This is a genomic window from Streptomyces antarcticus (genome assembly GCF_026627255.1).
Taxonomy (GTDB): Bacteria; Actinomycetota; Actinomycetes; order Streptomycetales; family Streptomycetaceae; genus Streptomyces; species Streptomyces antarcticus.
Genome location: NZ_JAPNLM010000010.1, coordinates 95380 through 111945, shown reverse-complemented (window position 1 = coordinate 111945; position 16566 = coordinate 95380). Strand labels below are relative to the sequence as shown.

Below are 16566 nucleotides of genomic sequence, written 5' to 3'. Positions count from 1 at the left end.
GTCTCAACCGGTCCCAACTCGCCTCTCACGTAACCCCTGTCATACCTGAGAGCCACGTACGAACACGGCTCCGCAGCGGGACGCGAACCACGGGCCTGGATTTCTAACTTCGGAACGGAGAGGGGCGGGGACGGCTCTTCCGGACCGAAGGAACAGACGATGGCGGGGACGACGACCGGGACAACGGGCACGGCGGGCACGGCGACCGGCACGGCGGGCGCGGCGGGCACGGCGACCGGCACGGCGACCGGGACGGCGGGCGCGGCGGGCGTCGCCGGGGCCGTACGGGCTGGTGGGCGGGCCGGAGGGCGGGCGCGGCGCACGGTGCTGGCCGCCCTGGTCGCCTCCGCCGTCGCGATACCCGTCTCCGCCGCCGCCTCCCCCGACGTGCCCGCGCCGCCGCCCGTGGTGTTCGCGGAGGACGCCACGGCAGAGGGGCGGTACGCCGCCAACCTCGCCAACCTCGCCGAGGCGGCCCGTACGGCCCGGAGCGCCGGCCGCACGGGCCGGGCCGCGAAGCTCCGTGCCATGGAGGCGGGCGGTGCGGCCCGGTTCCTCGCGTTCGACGGCCGCGGGAAGGGGCGCGCCGTCGAGGTGTTCGGCGGCCTGGAGGGCGCCGACCGCGTCACCGTGCTCGTGCCCGGGTCGGACACCACGCTCGACACCTACCAGCGGTTCCGCGCCGGGGCCGTCGCCCTTCAGCAGCGCCTCGAGGCCGAGCACCCGCGCTCGGCCGTGGTGGCCTGGCTCGGGTACGACACTCCGGGTACGGTCAGCGTCACCGTCCTCACCGCCGGACGGGCGGACGAGGCCGCCGCCGAACTGCGGCCCTTCCTCGACCGGTTGCGGGGGCTGTCGGGCCCGGGTGCCCGGATCTCCCTGCTGTGCCACTCCTACGGGTCCGTGGTCTGTGCCCGGACCGCCACCGGGCCGGGGGTCACCGACGTGGCCCTGTTCGGCAGCCCGGGCACGGGGGCCGACTCCGCCGGCGACCTGCCGACCGGGGCCCGGGTGTGGGCCGGCCGGGGCACCGGCGACTGGATCGGCGGCGTTCCGCACGTGCGGGTCGCCGGGGTCGGCTTCGGCGCCGACCCGGTCGACCCGGCCTTCGGCGCCCGGCCCTTCGCCGCCGGCTCCGCCGGGCACAGCGACTACCTCAAGCCCGGCACCGAATCCCTCGACAGCCTGGCCGCCATCGTCCTCGGCACCGCCACCGGCACCGGCACCGGCACCGGCACCTCCGCCATCGTCCCTGCTCCGGGGGTGTCCCGTGCGTAGCCTCCGCTCCCGCTGGTCCGTCCTGGCGGACCGCGTCGACGGCGCCACCCCGGCCGGGCGGGACCGCGCCGTGGACGCGCTGCGGGCCTTCGCGATCCTTGGCGTGGTGCTCGGCCACTGGCTGGTCACCGCCGTGACCACCGCCAACGGCGGTCTGAGCGGCGCGAGTCCGCTGGCGTACATGCCCTGGCTGGCCCCGGTGTCCTGGGTGTTCCAGACCCTCGCCGTCTTCTTCCTCGTCGGCGGCCAGGTCGCGGCGGGCGGGTACGCGTCGGCCCGGGCGCGGGGGATCCCGTACGGCACCTGGGTCGGGCAGCGGCTGGGCCGGCTGTTCCGTCCGGTCGCCGCGGTACTGGTCCTGTGGACCGTGGCCGCGGGTGGGATGCTCCTCGGCGGGGTGCCGCTGGACACCGTGCGGACCCTGGTCGCGCTGGTGCTGTCGCCGCTGTGGTTCCTGCTGGTGTTCGCCGCGCTGACCGCCGTGACCCCGCTGGTGGCGCGGCTGAACCCGCTCTGGCCGCTGGCCGTGGTGGCGGGCGTCGACGTGTGGCGGTTCGGCTTCGGCGGGCCCGAGGCGATCGGCTGGGTCAACGTGGCCGCCGGCTGGCTCGTGCCGTACGCCCTGGGCGCCGCGTGGTCCCGGGGGGTGTTCGCCCGGCGTGGGCCGGCGCTGCTCCTGCTCTGCGGCGGGGCCGCCGCCACCGCCTCGCTGGTGCTCTGGGGCGGGTACCCGGCGTCGATGGTGGGCGTTCCCGGCGCCGCGGTGTCGAACCTGAACCCGCCGACGCTCGCCGCCGTGGCCTTCGGCCTGGCCCAGTGCGGGCTGGCGCTGCTGGTCCGCGAGCCGCTGGCCCGGGCCATGTGCCGGCCGCGGGCCTGGGCGAAGGTGGCCCTGGTGAACCTGTCCGCCATGACGGTCTTCCTCTGGCACCAGACCGCCATGATCGCTGTCACCGCCGTCGGGCTGCTGGTCTCGGCAGACCTGCCCGGGCTGCACACGGTGCCCGGCTCGGTGGGCTGGACGGCCGCCCGGCTGTTGTGGCTGCCGGTGTTCGCCGCCGCGCTGGCGGTGTGCTGGGCCGCGTTCCGCGCGTACGAGCGACCCCGGTCACGGCGGTCGCCCCGGACGACCCCGCGGCCGTCCCCGCCCCCGCGGCCACCCGGGTCTGCGCGGCCACCCGGGCCCCCGCAGGCGTCCCGGCCGCCGCGGGCCGCCCGGGTGGCCGGGTCCCGCCCGGCTGCCGCGCGGCGGACGGCCGGTGCTTGTCCGGACCCCGTCAAGGAGGTCACCGGTGCCTAGGGTGACCCCCGTGACTCCGAAGCCCCCGTCCCCGGCCGAACCACCGTTCCGTGCCCCCGTCCTGGGGGACACCACCTGGCGGGCGGTGGGGCGGGAACTGTTCACCCTGCGCCGGGACCCGCTTCCCCGGATGTCGCGGCCGCGCTGGCTGGCCCGGCTGCCGCACGTGATCGTCATGCTCGCGGCCGTGCTCCTCGGCCTCCTCACGGCGACGCAGCTCTTCGACCCGTACCAGGTCAGCGGCGACCTCGCGTTCTTCCTGGCGGTCCTGACCGGTCTGGCCATCGGGCTGGCGCTGTTCCGTCCGATCGCCGCCTGGTGGCTCGGGCTGGTGGCCGCGGCCCTGATCGCCTGGACGATCCCCCTCCCCCTGGGGCCGGGGGCGACCTGGCCCTGGACGCCCGGCGGGCTGTTCGCCTTCGCGCCGCTCATCCTCCTGGCCGCCCTACGGGTACCGCCCAGGGTCACCATCGCGGTCGTCGGCGTCTCGGTCGGCTACACCGCCCTGACCGAGGCGCTCTTCAAACCGGTGAACGGCCAGAGCACCTTCGTGGGCGCCGCGCTCCTCTTCGGCTTCGCCGGACTCCTCGGCTACGCGCTGCGCGCGCTGCGGCTGGCCCGCGGCGAACTCGTCGAGCAGGAGAACCTCACCGGGGAGGAACGCGCCCGGCGCACCCTGCTGGAGGAGCGCAGCCGGATCGCCCGCGAGCTCCATGACGTGGTCGCGCACCACATGTCGGTGATCTCCATCCAGGCCCAGGTCGCCCCGCACCTCGTGGAGAACCCGTCCGAGGAGCTGAAGGAGAATCTGTCCGGCATCCGGGAGAACGCCCTGGAGGCCCTGACCGAGCTGCGCCGGGTACTGGGCGTCCTGCGCTCCGAGGAACCGGAGGATCCCGCGAACCCGCACCATCCGCAGCCGACCCTCGCCGAGCTGGAGGGCCTCGTGGACAACGTGCGGGGGGCCGGACTGGACGTCACCACCGAGATCGCGGGCCGCCGTCGGCCGCTGACCCCGGGCGTCGAGCTCACCGCGTACCGGATCGTGCAGGAGGCCCTGAGCAACTGCCTGCGCCACGCGCCCGGGTCGCAGGTCGAGGTCGGCATCGCCTACGGGCCGCACGAGCTGCACCTGTGCGTCGCCAACACCGCGCCGACGCGCCCCGCCCCGTCCTCTCCGGGCGCGGGACACGGGCTGTTGGGCATGCGGGAACGCGCGGGCATGCTGGGGGGCGAGCTGGCCGCGGGGCCGTGCCCCGGCGGCGGGTACGAGGTGAGCGCCGTGCTCCCGATGGACCCGCGGCAGCCGACCGGTGGATCCGCCCCTGACACGAAGAAGGACTGACCCCCATGACCAGCCCCATCAAGGTGATGATCGCCGACGACCAGATGATGGTCCGGCAGGGGTTCACCGTGCTGCTCAACGCCCAGCCCGACATCGAGGTGGTCGGCCAGGCTGTGGACGGCGCCGATGCCGTGGCCCAGGTCGCCGCGCTGGACCCGGACGTGGTGCTGATGGACATCCGCATGCCGGGCATGGGCGGCATCGAGGCCACGTCCGTCATCACCGCCGTCCCGGGCGCCTCCGTGAAGGTGCTGGTGCTCACCACCTTCGACCTCGACGAGTACGTGTACGAGGCGCTGCGGGCCGGGGCCTCCGGCTTCCTGCTCAAGGACGCCTCGGCGGACCAGCTGGCCGAGGCGGTGCGGGTGGTGGCGGCCGGGGAGGCGCTGCTCTCGCCGAACATCACGAAGCGGCTGATCACGGAGTTCTCCCGGATGGGGGCTCCCCGCGGCCGGTCACGTGCGCGGATCGACGAGCTGACCGAGCGGGAGACGGAGGTGCTGTCGCTGATCGCCCAGGGCCTGTCGAACGCGGAGATCGCCGCGCACCTGGTCCTGGCCGAGCAGACGGTGAAGACCCATGTGGGCCGCATCCTGGTGAAGCTGGGGCTGCGGGACCGGACGCAGGCCGCCGTCTTCGCGTACGAGACGGGTCTGATCCGCCCGACGGGCTACTGACGGACCCGGGTAGTACTTGAGGGGGACCCCCGGATATCCCCATCAGCGGCGACGCGGGCGACGGGGGCGGCGACCTACGGTTGTGTGTATGACCGAGACGACCGCCGGGGGGACAGCCCGGACACCCGAGTTCCGCATGGCAGCGGGGGTACTGGCGACCCTGCGCCAGGACATGATCACCGATGCCTTCGCCTACCGGCCGCTACCGCTGGTGGCGACCCCGGGGCGCTTCATGCGGCGGATGCCCGCGGCGATACGCAGGCACTCGCCGTGGAGCCGGTACGCGGCGGTGACGGCGCTGGCCGTCTTCGCCGCGATCTTCACGGTCGGCTCCCAGCAGACCTTCCTCGGCGATCTGGGGCGGCTCGCCGCAGGGCTCATCGCCGCGATCCCGATCCTGATGACGCTGGTGCGGCCGGTGGGTGCGTGGTGGGCGGCCGTCGCGATGACGCTGGTCCTGGCCGTGCTCGGCGGATCCTGGAACTGGCCCTGGACCCCGGGCAGCTTCTTCTCCTACATCGTCGTCCTGGTCCTGGTGACCCTGCGGACCGGGCCGCGGATCGCGGCCTGGATGTGGGCGCTGACCTTCGCCCTGGGTTTCGTGATCGCGATGGTGTTCGGCAACCGGTCGGGGATGAACCTTCCGGAGATGGCGGTGACCTCGGCCATCGCGCTGGCGATCGCGAGCAGCGTCCAGATACGCCGGCACGCCACGGCGGAGGTGACGGCGCAGCAGGAGGTGACGGCCGTCGAGCGGGACAAGCGGACGCTGCTGGAGGAGCGGACCACGATCGCCCGCGAGCTGCACGACGTGGTGGCGCACCACATGTCGGTGGTGGCGATCCAGGCGGAGGCGGCGCCGTACCGGGTGAAGAATCCGCCGCCGGAGCTGGAGGCCGCGTTCGTCACCATCCGGGAGAACGCGGTGGCGGCCCTGACGGAACTGCGCCGGGTGCTGGGGGTGGTGCGCTCCGCGGACTACGAGGCCCCCGACGCCCCGCAGCCGACGCTGGCCTCGCTGGACGGGCTGCTGGCGAACGTGCGGGAGGCCGGGCTGAGCGTGGACAAGACCGTCACGGGCGCGGTCCGGGAGCTGCCGCAGGGAGTGGAGCTGTCGGCGTACCGGATCATCCAGGAGGCGCTGAGCAACACGCTGCGGCACGCGCCGGGTGCGCAGGCCGCTGTGGAGGTGTCCTACGTGCTCGGCGGCCTGGGGATACGCGTGGTCAACGAGGCGGCGACGGGGGACGTCCGCCCCTCGCCCGGAGCCGGGCACGGGATCACGGGGATGCGGGAGCGCGTGGCCATGCTGGAGGGGGAGATGACGGCCGGCAGCACGGTCGGCGGCGGGTATGAGGTGGCGGTGTTCATCCCGGTGCGCGGCCGTGCCGAGTCGGCGGCCGAGGACGCGTCCGCGCCGGGCTCCGGGGCGGGCTCCGGGGCGGGCTCCGGGGCGGGAACGCCATGACGATCAGGGTATTGATCGTCGACGACCAGATGATGGTCCGCGAGGGCTTCTCGGTCCTGTTGAACGCCATGGACGGCATCGAGGTGGTCGGGGAGGCCGTCGACGGCCGTGAGGCCATCGCGCAGGTGGCGGCGCTGCGGCCGGACGTGGTGCTGATGGACATCCGGATGCCGCTGATGAACGGACTGGAGGCGACGCGGGAGATCGTGGCCGCCGACACCGACGCGAAGGTGCTGGTCCTGACGACCTTCGACCTCGACGAGTACGTGTACCAGGCGCTGCGGGCCGGGGCCTCCGGGTTCCTGCTCAAGGACGCCTCGGCCCGTCAGCTGGCCGACGGGGTGCGGGTGGTGGCGGCCGGCGAGGCGCTGCTGGCACCCTCGGTGACCAAGCGGCTGATCGCGGAGTTCTCCAAGCTCGCCGAGAGCCCGAGGCTCGCCGACCCGGCGGGCGTGGGAGAGCTGACGGAGCGCGAGACCGAGGTGCTCGTGCTGATCGCTCAGGGGCTCTCCAACGCCGAGATAGCCGACCGGCTGGTCGTCGCGGAGTCCACGATCAAGACCCATGTGAGCCGGATCCTGGTCAAGCTGGGTCTCCGGGACCGGACGCAGGCCGCGGTGTTCGCCTACGAGACCCGCTTGGTACGGCCCGGCTAGGGCGCGGGGCGCGAGGCGGCGCGCTGGCGCCCCGGGCCTCCGGGCGGGCGGGGAACCGCTCTGGACGGTACGGGGGTTGTGGGAACAGCCCGTCCGGCGGGTCCGGTTGCCGCGCCGGTGGCGCCGACAACGCGGCGGGGTGCCGCGCCGGGCGCCGCGACACGGGAACCTTTCCGGTCACCCCCTAGGGTGCGGGGATGGGCTTTGATCCGTGGGACCCCGCGTTCGTCGCCGATCCGTACCCGGCCTACCGGGAGTTGCGGGGGCGTGGGCGGGCCGTGTGGTACGAGGCCACCGGTCAGTGGCTGGTGCCGCACTACGCCGATGTGAGCGCGCTGCTGCGGGACCGGCGGCTGGGCCGGACCTACCTGCACCGGTTCTCGCACGAGGAGTTCGGCCGTGCGGCCCCTCCGGCGGAGCACGAGCCGTTCCACGTGCTCAACGGCAACGGCCTGCTGGACCTGGAGGACCCCGCGCACGCGCGGGTGCGCGGGCTGGTGGCGAAGGCCTTCACCCCGCGGACCGTGGAGCGGCTGGTCCCCGCCGTGCGGCGGCTCGCGCGGGAGCTGGTGGGGCAGTTGGTCGCGGACGGCGGCGGGGATCTGCTCACCGCCGTCGCCGAACCGCTGCCGGTGGCGGTGATCGCCGAACTGCTCGGCATCCCGGAGGCGGACCGGGGGCTGCTGCGGCCCTGGTCGGCGGACATCTGCGGCATGTTCGAGCTGCGGCCGGACGAGGAGACGGCGCGGCGCGCGGTGCGGGCGAGCGAGGAGTTCAGCGCGTACCTGCGGGCGCTGATCGCCGAGCGGCGCGCCCGACCCGGGGAGGATCTGATCTCCGGGCTGATCGCCGCCCACGACGAGGCGGGCCGCCTCAGCGAGCAGGAGATGATCTCCACCTGCGTGCTCCTGCTGAACGCCGGGCACGAAGCGACCGTCAACACCACCGCCAACGGCTGGTGGACGCTGCTGCGCCACCCGGAACAGCTCGCGGAGCTCCGGGCCCGTCCGCACCCCGGGGACGCGGCGTCCAAATACTTGTCCACAGCTGTGGATGAACTCCTGCGCTTCGATACACCCCTACAAATGTTCGAACGCTGGGTGCTCGACGACATCGAGGTCGGTGACACCGTCATCCCCCGCGGCGCCGAGGTCGCGCTGCTCTTCGGCTCGGCGAACCGGGACCCGGCGCGGTTCGCCGACCCCGACGTTCTGGACCTCGTACGGGCCGACAATCCGCATCTGACCTTCGGCGCCGGAATCCACTACTGCCTCGGAGCCCCCCTGGCGCGACGGGAGTTGGAGGCGTCCTTCGGGGCGCTGCTGGCGCCCGGGGTCCCGCCGCTGCGACTCGTGAAGGAGCCGCGGTGGCGGGACGGGTACGTCATCAGGGGGCTGGAGGAGCTGATCGTCGCGTTCTGACCTTCGCGTTCTGACTCACCGCGTTCTGACTCACCGCGTTCTGACGTTCGTGCTCCGGCCGCCGCGCTCCGGCGCGAGCGCCCGGCCGCCGCGCTCCGGCGGACGTGTCAGCGGGGCCGGGTGAGTGCCCAGGCCGCAGGGTGCAGGGTCCACGTACGGCGGCGCACCGGGCCCGCCACGGCGACGTCGGCGCGGTAGCGGAAGTCCGCGCCCGACACCGTCACCGTCTTGGCCCGGGCCCGCACCACCGTGCCAGCGCCCGCGCCGCCGGCGCCCCCGGCCGTCCGGACCGTGACCTCCGCGAGGCCGCCGTCGTCCCGCGTGGACAGCGAGACGTCCTCCACCGGGCGGTCCACGTCCACCAGCACCACCCCGTCGGCCTCCACCCGCAGCCGGCGCGGCACCGGTCCCCCGCCGCCCACCGGGCGCACCAGCGACCGCACCAGCGACCGGTACGCGCTCCACACCGACGGCCCGGTCCCCGGCCGCCGGGGGCCCCGGGAGGCGGCGTCCGACCCGGCGCGCAGCGGCGGGATCCACAGCTCTCCCAGCACCACCCCGTCGCTGTCGTCGACCAGCAGGTCGCACATGTGCACCGACCCGTCGAGCACCGCCCGCGCCGCCGTGACGGCCGACTGGGGCACACCGAGCGACCGGGCCAGCCCCAGGTTGGCCGCCTGGCCCACCGGGATCAGCGAAACAGCCCCTCCGGCCAGCCCCCGCTCGCGGTGCAACAGCCCGACGGCACGGACCAGCGCCCGGTCGTCGCCCACGATCACCGGCTGCCGATGACCCCGGCGGGCGAGGGCCCGCGCAAACTCCTCCTGCGAATCCGGAAGGCAGATTTTCGCCGCCGCTCCCGCTGACAACACATCTTTCGCGATCCGCACGGACTCGCCGTCAAGACGGCGGGCGACCGGGTCGACGAGCAGCAGCAGGCCGCCTACCGGCGCGCCCGCATGGCTCATGGTGGGCTCTGGAGCCGACACCTCGGTCCTTCCTCGGGTAGCATCTTTGTGCAAGAGGCCCTTGCGCTATTGCGCCAGGGCCTTCGTCTATTCCGGGGTACCGGTCCGACGGCTCAGCCTGCGGTGTACATCGTCGTACGCCCCCTGACCTTGGACATGCCCCATCCGGAAGAGGTGTACGCCTGTGCCCGCTCTTGTGCTGCTCGGAGCTCAGTGGGGTGACGAGGGCAAGGGAAAGGCCACCGACCTGCTCGGTGGATCCGTTGACTATGTAGTGCGCTACCAGGGTGGCAACAACGCCGGCCACACGGTCGTCGTCGGCGACCAGAAGTACGCGCTGCACCTTCTCCCCTCCGGCATCCTCTCCCCCGGATGCACCCCTGTCATCGGCAACGGCGTCGTCGTCGACCCGGCCGTCCTGCTCTCCGAGCTGCGCGGCCTGAACGAGCGCGGCATCGACACTTCCAAGCTGCTGATCAGCGGTAACGCGCATCTGATCACGCCGTACAACGTCACCCTCGACAAGGTCGGCGAGCGCTTCCTCGGCAAGCGCAAGATCGGTACGACCGGCCGCGGCATCGGCCCGACCTACGCGGACAAGATCAACCGCGTCGGCATCCGTGTCCAGGACCTGTACGACGAGTCGATCCTCATCCAGAAGGTCGAAGCGGCGCTGGAGGGCAAGAACCAGCTCCTCGCCAAGCTGTACAACCGCCGCGCGATCGACGCGGGCGCGATCGTCGAGGAAATGCTCCAGTACGCGGAGCAGATCAAGGGCTACGTCGCCGACACCACCCTGATCCTCAACAACGCGCTGGACGAGGACAAGGTCGTGCTGTTCGAGGGCGGCCAGGGCACCCTGCTCGACGTCGACCACGGCACCTACCCCTTCGTCACCTCCTCGAACCCGACCGCCGGCGGCGCCTGCACCGGCACCGGCGTGGGCCCGACGAAGATCAGCCGCGTCATCGGCATCCTGAAGGCCTACACGACCCGCGTCGGCGCCGGCCCGTTCCCGACCGAGCTGTTCGACAAGGACGGCGAGGACCTGCGCCGCATCGGCGGCGAGCGCGGTGTGACCACCGGCCGTGACCGGCGCTGCGGCTGGTTCGACGCGCCGATCGCCCGCTACGCGACCCGCGTGAACGGCCTGACGGACTTCTTCCTCACCAAGCTGGACGTGCTGACCGGCTGGGAGCAGATCCCGGTGTGCGTCGCGTACGAGATCGACGGCAAGCGCGTCGAGGAGCTGCCCTACTCGCAGACCGACTTCCACCACGCGAAGCCGATCTACGAATACCTCCCCGGCTGGTCCGAGGACATCACGAAGGCCAAGACCTTCGAGGACCTCCCGGCGAACGCCCAGGCGTACGTCAAGGCCCTGGAGGAGATGTCGGGCGCCCCGATCTCCGCGATCGGCGTCGGCCCCGGCCGGACCGAGACGATCGAGATCAACTCCTTCCTCTAGCAGCACCGGGCCGCCGGCTCACAGGCCCACAGGCCCACCCGGAGGGGCGGGACGCGCACCACGCGTCCCGCCCCTCCGTCGTATCCGGGCACAGGGCACCCACCACCCACCAGGCACCAGGCACCAGGCACCAGGCACCGGGCTGACCAGGCGACTCGCCGGGCACGCCGCCCTCTCGCGGCTGTTGCGAAGCGGTGACACGGAACCCATAGTTCCAAGATCACCGGCGCGCGAGGATGGGCCCATCGCAGCGGCCAGGCAGCTCCACAGCCGGCCGGGAGCGACCCTCCGCACCACTCTCCGGGGCCCGCGCTCTGCCGGTACCCGACCCGTTTCGTTCCCCGCCGCTCCGCCCTCGCGCACCTGCCTTCCGTTCGTTCCTCCCGGCTCGCTGCCGTCCCGCAGCACGCCCTCGTTGATTCCTTGGGGGAGTCCACCATGTCCGCTCGCACCGCCCGCCGCCGTCACCTCCGCTCCGCTGCCGCCGGCATCGTCGTCGCAGCCGTGGCCGGTACCGCCCTGCTGCCGCTGACCGCGTACGCGGCACCGGCGGAAGACGGCAAGCCCGTGCTGACGGTGGAGCTCGGCGCCCCGGCCCCGGCCGGTCCGCTGACGCGCGGCGGTGCGGCGCAGACGTTCGAGCTGACCGTGAAGAACTCCTCGGACAAGGCGGCCCCCTTCCACCCGTGGCTGCTCGCCACCCCGGCCGGCGCCAGTCCGCTCCAGAAGGCGGACATCGTCTACGAGGTCGAGCCGGTCGACGCCCCCGCGACCCAGTACCTCGTCGGGCAGCAGGACGGCGGCTGGCAGGGCCTCTTCCACCCGGCGGGCAAGCCCGGCACCGGGTTCGACGTCCCGGCGGGCGGCGCGCTGAAGTGGAAGGTCACCATCGGCCTCGGCAAGGACTACCCGACCAACGACGGCGACCTCGCGCTGACCGCCACCAGCCTCGCCCACGAGGTGGCGAAGCCGGACGCGCACACCTTCAAGGCGAGCCCGTCGATGACCCCCGGGAAGCTGAACACCCGCCTGGAGGAGGCCGGTCCGTGCGAGCCGGGCGCCGGCGCCGATCTCTGCCAGGAGCTGAAGCTCACCTACCGGCAGACCGGTGACGGGGCGTTCGCCTCCGCCCTGGCCACCCGGCTGACCGCGAGCGTCGCGGGCGGGGGCATCTCGAACACCGCCGCCGACCTGCGGATCAGCGCCCAGAGCGGCGGCCGGTGGGAGGAGCTCACGGCCGACGCCGCCGACGGCACCTACCACCTGCCGATGATCGCCAAGGGCTTCGGCTCCGCCTCCGGCGAGCGCGTCGCGCGGCTGCGGGTGACCTTCGGCCCGAAGACCCGGCTGACGCAGATCACCAAGGTCACGCTGAAGGCCTCGACCGGCCTCGCGACGGGCAACGGCTACCCGTTCGCCGACGCCTCGGCCTTCGCCGCCGTCACCCCGGCCAAGCCCGTCCCGACGACGCAGCCCACCGGTCCGGCGGCCACGCCCTCCGCGACCCCGTCGGCCACGCCCGCCGCCACCGCGCCGGCGACGCCTCGGGCCACGCCCCCGGCTTCTTCCGCGGCCACGACGACCACCCCGGTGAACGCCGCCAAAACGGCCGGCGGCGCCCTCGCGCACACCGGCTCGGACGACCGTACGGGCCTGTACGCCGGGCTCGCCGCGGCCCTCGTCGCCCTCGGCTCCGCCGCCGCCTGGCTCGGGGTCCGGCGGCGCCGGAGCATCGGCGCCTGACCCCCTCCCGTACCGCCCGCAGGGCCCGGCGCACCCGTGCGCCGGGCCCTCGCGCGTGGTGCGGCAGGCCGTGGGAAACCCGGTGCGTTTCCGGCCAGGCGAAACGTTAAACTCCGCCTACCCGCAGCCCCTGTACAGATCACGGAGCGCGGGCCTGCTTGAACTGGGGGGTTCATGAGCTTGCTGCCACTGGGCAGAAGAATGTCCAGCAGACGGGGGAGAAGCCGCACCGCGGTCGCCTCGGGCGCCCTGCTGCTGGCGGTCCTGGCCTCGTCCGCCGGCCAGACCGGGTCCGCCCTCGCGGCCCCGTCACCGCCTGCCAGCACCGACACCGCGGTGGCCGCGGCCGCGGCCACCGCGCCGCAGGCACCCACCGGCCCCGGGGCGGCGCCCAAGCCGGACCCGAAGCCGGACCCGAAGGCCGACCACGCGGCGGCCGTACGCGCGCTGCGCGCGAGCGACCCGGCGGGCGCCTGCCCGCCGGCCCTGACGCCGCACACGGTCGTGAACTGCACCGTCCCGGCGAGCACGACGACCGAGTTCACGCTGACCCTGCCGCAGCAGAAGGACCTGGTCCTGATCCAGGCCGTCGCCGCGCAGGGGTCGCTGTGGCCCCGGCTCACGGCGCCGGACGGCTCCGCCGTCACCTGCGAAAACGTCCGCGGCAGCGGCAGCGCCGACGGGGCGCTGCGCTGTCCCACCACCGGGGCGGGCACGTACCGGCTGTCGCTCCTGAACAACAGCGGTACGGAGACCGGCGCCTCGGTCGCGTACGCCCCGCTGCTGTCCACCACCGTCTGCAAGCCGGTCGGCCCCGCCGACCGCAAGCTCGGCGCCCCGACCGTGTTCAAGGGATCGCTGGCCGTCGGCTCGGCCGGCGACTGCTACGCCCCGGCGCTGGCCGCGAACGACGTGCTGCGGACCTACGCCACCTCGTACCGCGTCCTGCACTCCGTCTACGACGCGACGGGCAAGGAGCTCTGCTCCTCCCTGAACCGCGAGGGCGACGCGCTCGACTGCAAGCTCGCGGGCACCGCGCCGTTCCGCGTGTCGGTCCTGCAGAGCGGCGGAGCCGCCGAGGCCTACGACTTCACCGCGGCCCGGCTCTCGAAGCCCGAGGGCTGCCCGGTGATCGAGCCCCAGGCGTACGGGGCCTCCCCGGACCTGGGGTCCACCGCCCGCTGCCGCGTGCTGCGCGTTCCGGCGGCCGCCCGGTACTCCGTCACCCCGGTCTCCGCCGGATCCGTGCCGTACGGCACCCTCTTCACGGCCGCCGGGGCTCCCGCCACCGGCTGCTCCGAGGGCGCCTGCGACCTGACCCCCGGTGACCACACCTGGGTGGTCGACCCGCGGAACACCGACGCCGGCGCGTTCGGCATCGCCTTCCACTCCCCCAAGGAGACCCGGGGCTGCACCGCGACCCACGACAACGGCCTGGTGGCCGGCGCGGTCGCCGGCACTTTCGCCGGTCCCGGGCAGCTGCACTGCCTGACCCTGCCGACCGCCACCGGCAAGGGCGTCTACCTGCTCAACCGGCCGCCCGCCGACGGCACCTACGCGTCCCCGAAGGTCTACGACGCGACGGGCGCCTTGCAGTGCGACGGTTCCCCGGAGAGCATCTGCAAGCTGACCGGCACCGCGCCCTTCCGCGTGGTGCTGACGGGTGACCCCGGCGCGTTCGGGCTGGTCGTCCACCGCACCGGTGAGGCCGCGGGCTGCACGCCGTGGCCGCAGACCTCCTTCGGCGCCTCGTCGGGCGCGCAGGTCCAGCTGCCGGCGGACGTCCGGCAGGCCTGCCTGAGCCTGCCCGCCGACAAGCACTCGGCCGCCGAGATGCTCGACTACACGAACCTCCAGAACAAACTGAACGCCACGGTCCGGGTCGTCGACCCGGCGGGCAACGAGGCGTGCGCGACGGGCTACTCCAGCACCACCACGTCGTGCGCGCTGACCGCGGGCGTCCCGTACACGGCCCTGCTGGTCGGCTGGGGCGGCGAGGACTCGTACACCCTGGTGCGCCGCGACGTCTCTCCGGCGGCGAACTGCACCACCCCGGCCTCGACGAAGGTGGGCGGCCCGTCCACCCCCTTCGACCTGACCTCGGCCCTCGACGCCCGCTGCGTCAAGGTCACCGCGGCCGCCACCGACAAGCTGTGGTTCAGCTCGCGGACCCTCGGATCGCGGTACGAGCCCACCACGACGCTGGTCGTCGTGGACCCCAGCGGCAGGATCGCCTGCTGGCAGCACGGCGTGTCCTGCCAGGTGACCGGCTCGACCTCGTACGTCGCGGTGGTGACCGCCACCGGGTACGAGGACAAGCCGATCCACTCGAACGTGGACACCTGGAAGGTCGCCACGGCGGCCGGCTGGGCCCCCGAGTGCACGGCCAACCAGGTCTCCCCCGAAGGATTCCCGGTCCGCGGCGCGGTGCTCTCCGAAACCTCGACCGCCTACTGCGCCGTGCTCGACATGAAGCCCGGACAGTCCTTCAACGTCTACGGCACCAGCAGCGCCACCAACGGCGAGCACCCCTGGACGGACCTGCTCAGCGCCTCCGAGTGGAGCGCCCAGATCCGCCAGTACACCTGCCTCGGCACGATGGGCCAGTTCGCCACGCGCTGCGGCACCGGCAGCGACGCACCCGCCGGCCAGGCGGTCCTGCTGGTCAGCCCCCGCAAGGCGACGACCCCCGTCGAGTTCTCCATGCAGGGCGTCTGCGACCGCGGTTGCACTCCCCCGCAGAACCAGATCCCGACGGGCATCAGCCCCTCGGCCAGCGCCACCGGCACGAAGTCGCAGGCCGTCGTCAGCGGCACCGGGCTCACCCTCGGCACCAAGCTGCGGCTGGTCCGCGGCAACGGCGTCGAGCGGGCCCTCACCCCGGTCTCCGTGAACCCGGCGGGCACCGCGCTCACCGTCCAGGTCGACGCGGTCGGCCTGGACGCGGGCGTGTACGACCTCGTCCGCGAGGGCGTCGGCTACACGAGCGGAGTGCCCTCCCCGGGCTACCTCCCGAACGCGTACACGGTCACGGCCGCCCCCACCACGGGGAAGTCCCGCTTCGTGCCGCTCACTCCGGCCCGGTTCCTGGACACGCGTGACGGCACCGGCGCGACCAAGCAGCGGGTCGGTCCCGGCGGCGTGGTCACCCTCCAGGTCGCGGGCCTCAAGGGCGTCCCGGCCACCGGCGTCACCGCGGTCGTCATGAACGTGACGGCCGTCGACCCGACGCACGCCGGCCACGTCAAGGTCTACCCGAACGGCCGGCCCGTCCCCGGGGTGTCCAACCTCAACTTCGCCGCCGGCCAGATCGTCCCGAACCTGGTGACGGTGTCGGTCGTGAACGGGAAGGTGGACCTGCGCAACAACGCCGGTTCCGTCGACCTCATCGCCGACGTCACCGGCTACTACACCGACAAGGCCGACACCGGCTCCGCGTACAAGACGATCACCCCGTCCCGGTTCCTGGACACGCGTGACGGCACCGGCGCGAAGCAGCAGCGGGTCGGTCCCGGCGGCATCGTCAGCCTCCAGGTCACGGGCGTCAAGGGCGTCCCGGCCAGCGGGGTCACCGCCGTCGTCATGAACGTGACGGCCGTCGAGCCGACCACCGCGGGCCACGTCACGGTCTACCCGAACGGCCAGACCGTTCCGGGGGTGTCGAACCTCAACTTCACCGCCGGCCAGATCGTCCCGAACCTGGTGATCGTGCCGGTGGTGAACGGCAAGGTGGACCTGCGCAACAACGCCGGTTCCGTCGACCTCATCGCCGACGTCACCGGCTACTACTCCGCGACGGGCTCGACGTACTCGTCGGGCAATCCGGTACGCCTCCTGGACACCCGCGACGGCACCGGCGCCCGCGCCGGGGCCGTGGGCCAGGGCGGGGCCGTCAGCCTCCGGGTGGCCGGGGTAGAGGGAGTGCCGGCGGACGGGGTGACCGCGGTCATCCTGAACGTCACGGTGACCAACCCGACGACGGCGGGACACCTCATCGTCCACCCGTACGGGGTGACGCGCCCCAACGTGTCGAACCTCAACTTCACCGCCGGCCAGACCGTCTCCAACCTGGTCGTGGTCCCGGTGGTGGACGGCAAGGTGACGTTCTACAACCACTCGGGCAGCGTGGACGTGATCGCCGACCTGAGCGGCTACTTCACGGGCTGATCCCCCGGGGTGTGCGTACGAGGGGCCCGTCCGGTCGCCAGATCGGACGGGCCCCTCCGCGTTCCCCCGCCGCCT

At 73.4% G+C, this 16566-nt stretch carries 11 protein-coding genes; 10 read left to right on the top strand and 1 reads right to left on the bottom strand.

Features of this window, described 5'->3' with window-relative positions; all coding sequences use genetic code 11:
* The first annotated feature begins 159 nt into the window (after positions 1-159).
* From OTB16_RS17300 to OTB16_RS17270, 7 genes are all read left to right on the top strand, one after another.
* A complete protein-coding gene (locus tag OTB16_RS17300; RefSeq protein ID WP_267721127.1) occupies positions 160-1278 on the top strand; it encodes an alpha/beta hydrolase in 1119 nt (372 codons plus the stop codon).
* Positions 1271-2578, top strand: a complete 1308-nt coding sequence (locus OTB16_RS17295; protein ID WP_267721125.1) for an acyltransferase family protein — start codon at positions 1271-1273, stop codon at positions 2576-2578. Before OTB16_RS17300 ends, OTB16_RS17295 begins: the two co-directional genes overlap by 8 nt.
* 10 nt (positions 2579-2588) lie before the next feature.
* The gene (locus OTB16_RS17290) at positions 2589-3923 is read left to right on the top strand and encodes a sensor histidine kinase (protein ID WP_267721124.1); all 1335 of its coding nucleotides are present in this window, start codon (positions 2589-2591) and stop codon (positions 3921-3923) included.
* A gap of 5 nt (positions 3924-3928) precedes the next feature.
* The gene (locus OTB16_RS17285) at positions 3929-4600 is read left to right on the top strand and encodes a response regulator (RefSeq protein ID WP_267721123.1); all 672 of its coding nucleotides are present in this window, start codon (positions 3929-3931) and stop codon (positions 4598-4600) included.
* A gap of 88 nt (positions 4601-4688) precedes the next feature.
* Positions 4689-6068: a sensor histidine kinase gene (locus tag OTB16_RS17280; RefSeq protein ID WP_267721122.1), complete on the top strand. Its 1380-nt coding sequence runs from the start codon at positions 4689-4691 to the stop codon at positions 6066-6068.
* Entirely contained in the window at positions 6065-6724 is a 660-nt protein-coding gene (locus OTB16_RS17275) for a response regulator (protein ID WP_267721121.1), read from the top strand. Before OTB16_RS17280 ends, OTB16_RS17275 begins: the two co-directional genes overlap by 4 nt.
* A gap of 197 nt (positions 6725-6921) precedes the next feature.
* Positions 6922-8145, top strand: coding sequence for a cytochrome P450 (locus OTB16_RS17270; RefSeq protein WP_267721120.1), 1224 nt, complete (start codon positions 6922-6924; stop codon positions 8143-8145).
* A gap of 107 nt (positions 8146-8252) precedes the next feature.
* Here the strand turns inward: OTB16_RS17270 and OTB16_RS17265 are convergent, their stop codons facing one another.
* Positions 8253-9113 (bottom strand): diacylglycerol kinase catalytic domain-containing protein, encoded by an 861-nt coding sequence (locus OTB16_RS17265; RefSeq protein WP_267721230.1) that lies wholly within the window; start codon positions 9111-9113, stop codon positions 8253-8255.
* A gap of 184 nt (positions 9114-9297) precedes the next feature.
* Between OTB16_RS17265 and OTB16_RS17260 the strand changes: the two genes are divergently transcribed.
* The 3 genes from OTB16_RS17260 (at position 9298) to OTB16_RS17250 (ending at position 16491) form a co-directional block, all read left to right on the top strand.
* Entirely contained in the window at positions 9298-10581 is a 1284-nt protein-coding gene (locus OTB16_RS17260) for an adenylosuccinate synthase (RefSeq protein WP_267721119.1), read from the top strand.
* Between the two features lie 438 nt (positions 10582-11019).
* A complete protein-coding gene (locus OTB16_RS17255) occupies positions 11020-12324 on the top strand; it encodes a hypothetical protein (RefSeq protein WP_267721117.1) in 1305 nt (434 codons plus the stop codon).
* Between the two features lie 201 nt (positions 12325-12525).
* The gene (locus OTB16_RS17250) at positions 12526-16491 is read left to right on the top strand and encodes a hypothetical protein (protein ID WP_267721115.1); all 3966 of its coding nucleotides are present in this window, start codon (positions 12526-12528) and stop codon (positions 16489-16491) included.
* Positions 16492-16566 lie beyond the last annotated feature (75 nt).

Coding starts and splice junctions, on each gene's coding strand:
- OTB16_RS17300 (WP_267721127.1), top strand. CDS start 160: ATGGCGGGGACGACGACCGGGACAACGGGCACGGCGGGCACGGCGACC.
- OTB16_RS17285 (WP_267721123.1), top strand. CDS start 3,929: ATGACCAGCCCCATCAAGGTGATGATCGCCGACGACCAGATGATGGTC.
- OTB16_RS17280 (WP_267721122.1), top strand. CDS start 4,689: ATGACCGAGACGACCGCCGGGGGGACAGCCCGGACACCCGAGTTCCGC.
- OTB16_RS17275 (WP_267721121.1), top strand. CDS start 6,065: ATGACGATCAGGGTATTGATCGTCGACGACCAGATGATGGTCCGCGAG.
- OTB16_RS17270 (WP_267721120.1), top strand. CDS start 6,922: ATGGGCTTTGATCCGTGGGACCCCGCGTTCGTCGCCGATCCGTACCCG.
- OTB16_RS17265 (WP_267721230.1), bottom strand. CDS start 9,113: ATGAGCCATGCGGGCGCGCCGGTAGGCGGCCTGCTGCTGCTCGTCGAC.
- OTB16_RS17255 (WP_267721117.1), top strand. CDS start 11,020: ATGTCCGCTCGCACCGCCCGCCGCCGTCACCTCCGCTCCGCTGCCGCC.
- OTB16_RS17250 (WP_267721115.1), top strand. CDS start 12,526: ATGTCCAGCAGACGGGGGAGAAGCCGCACCGCGGTCGCCTCGGGCGCC.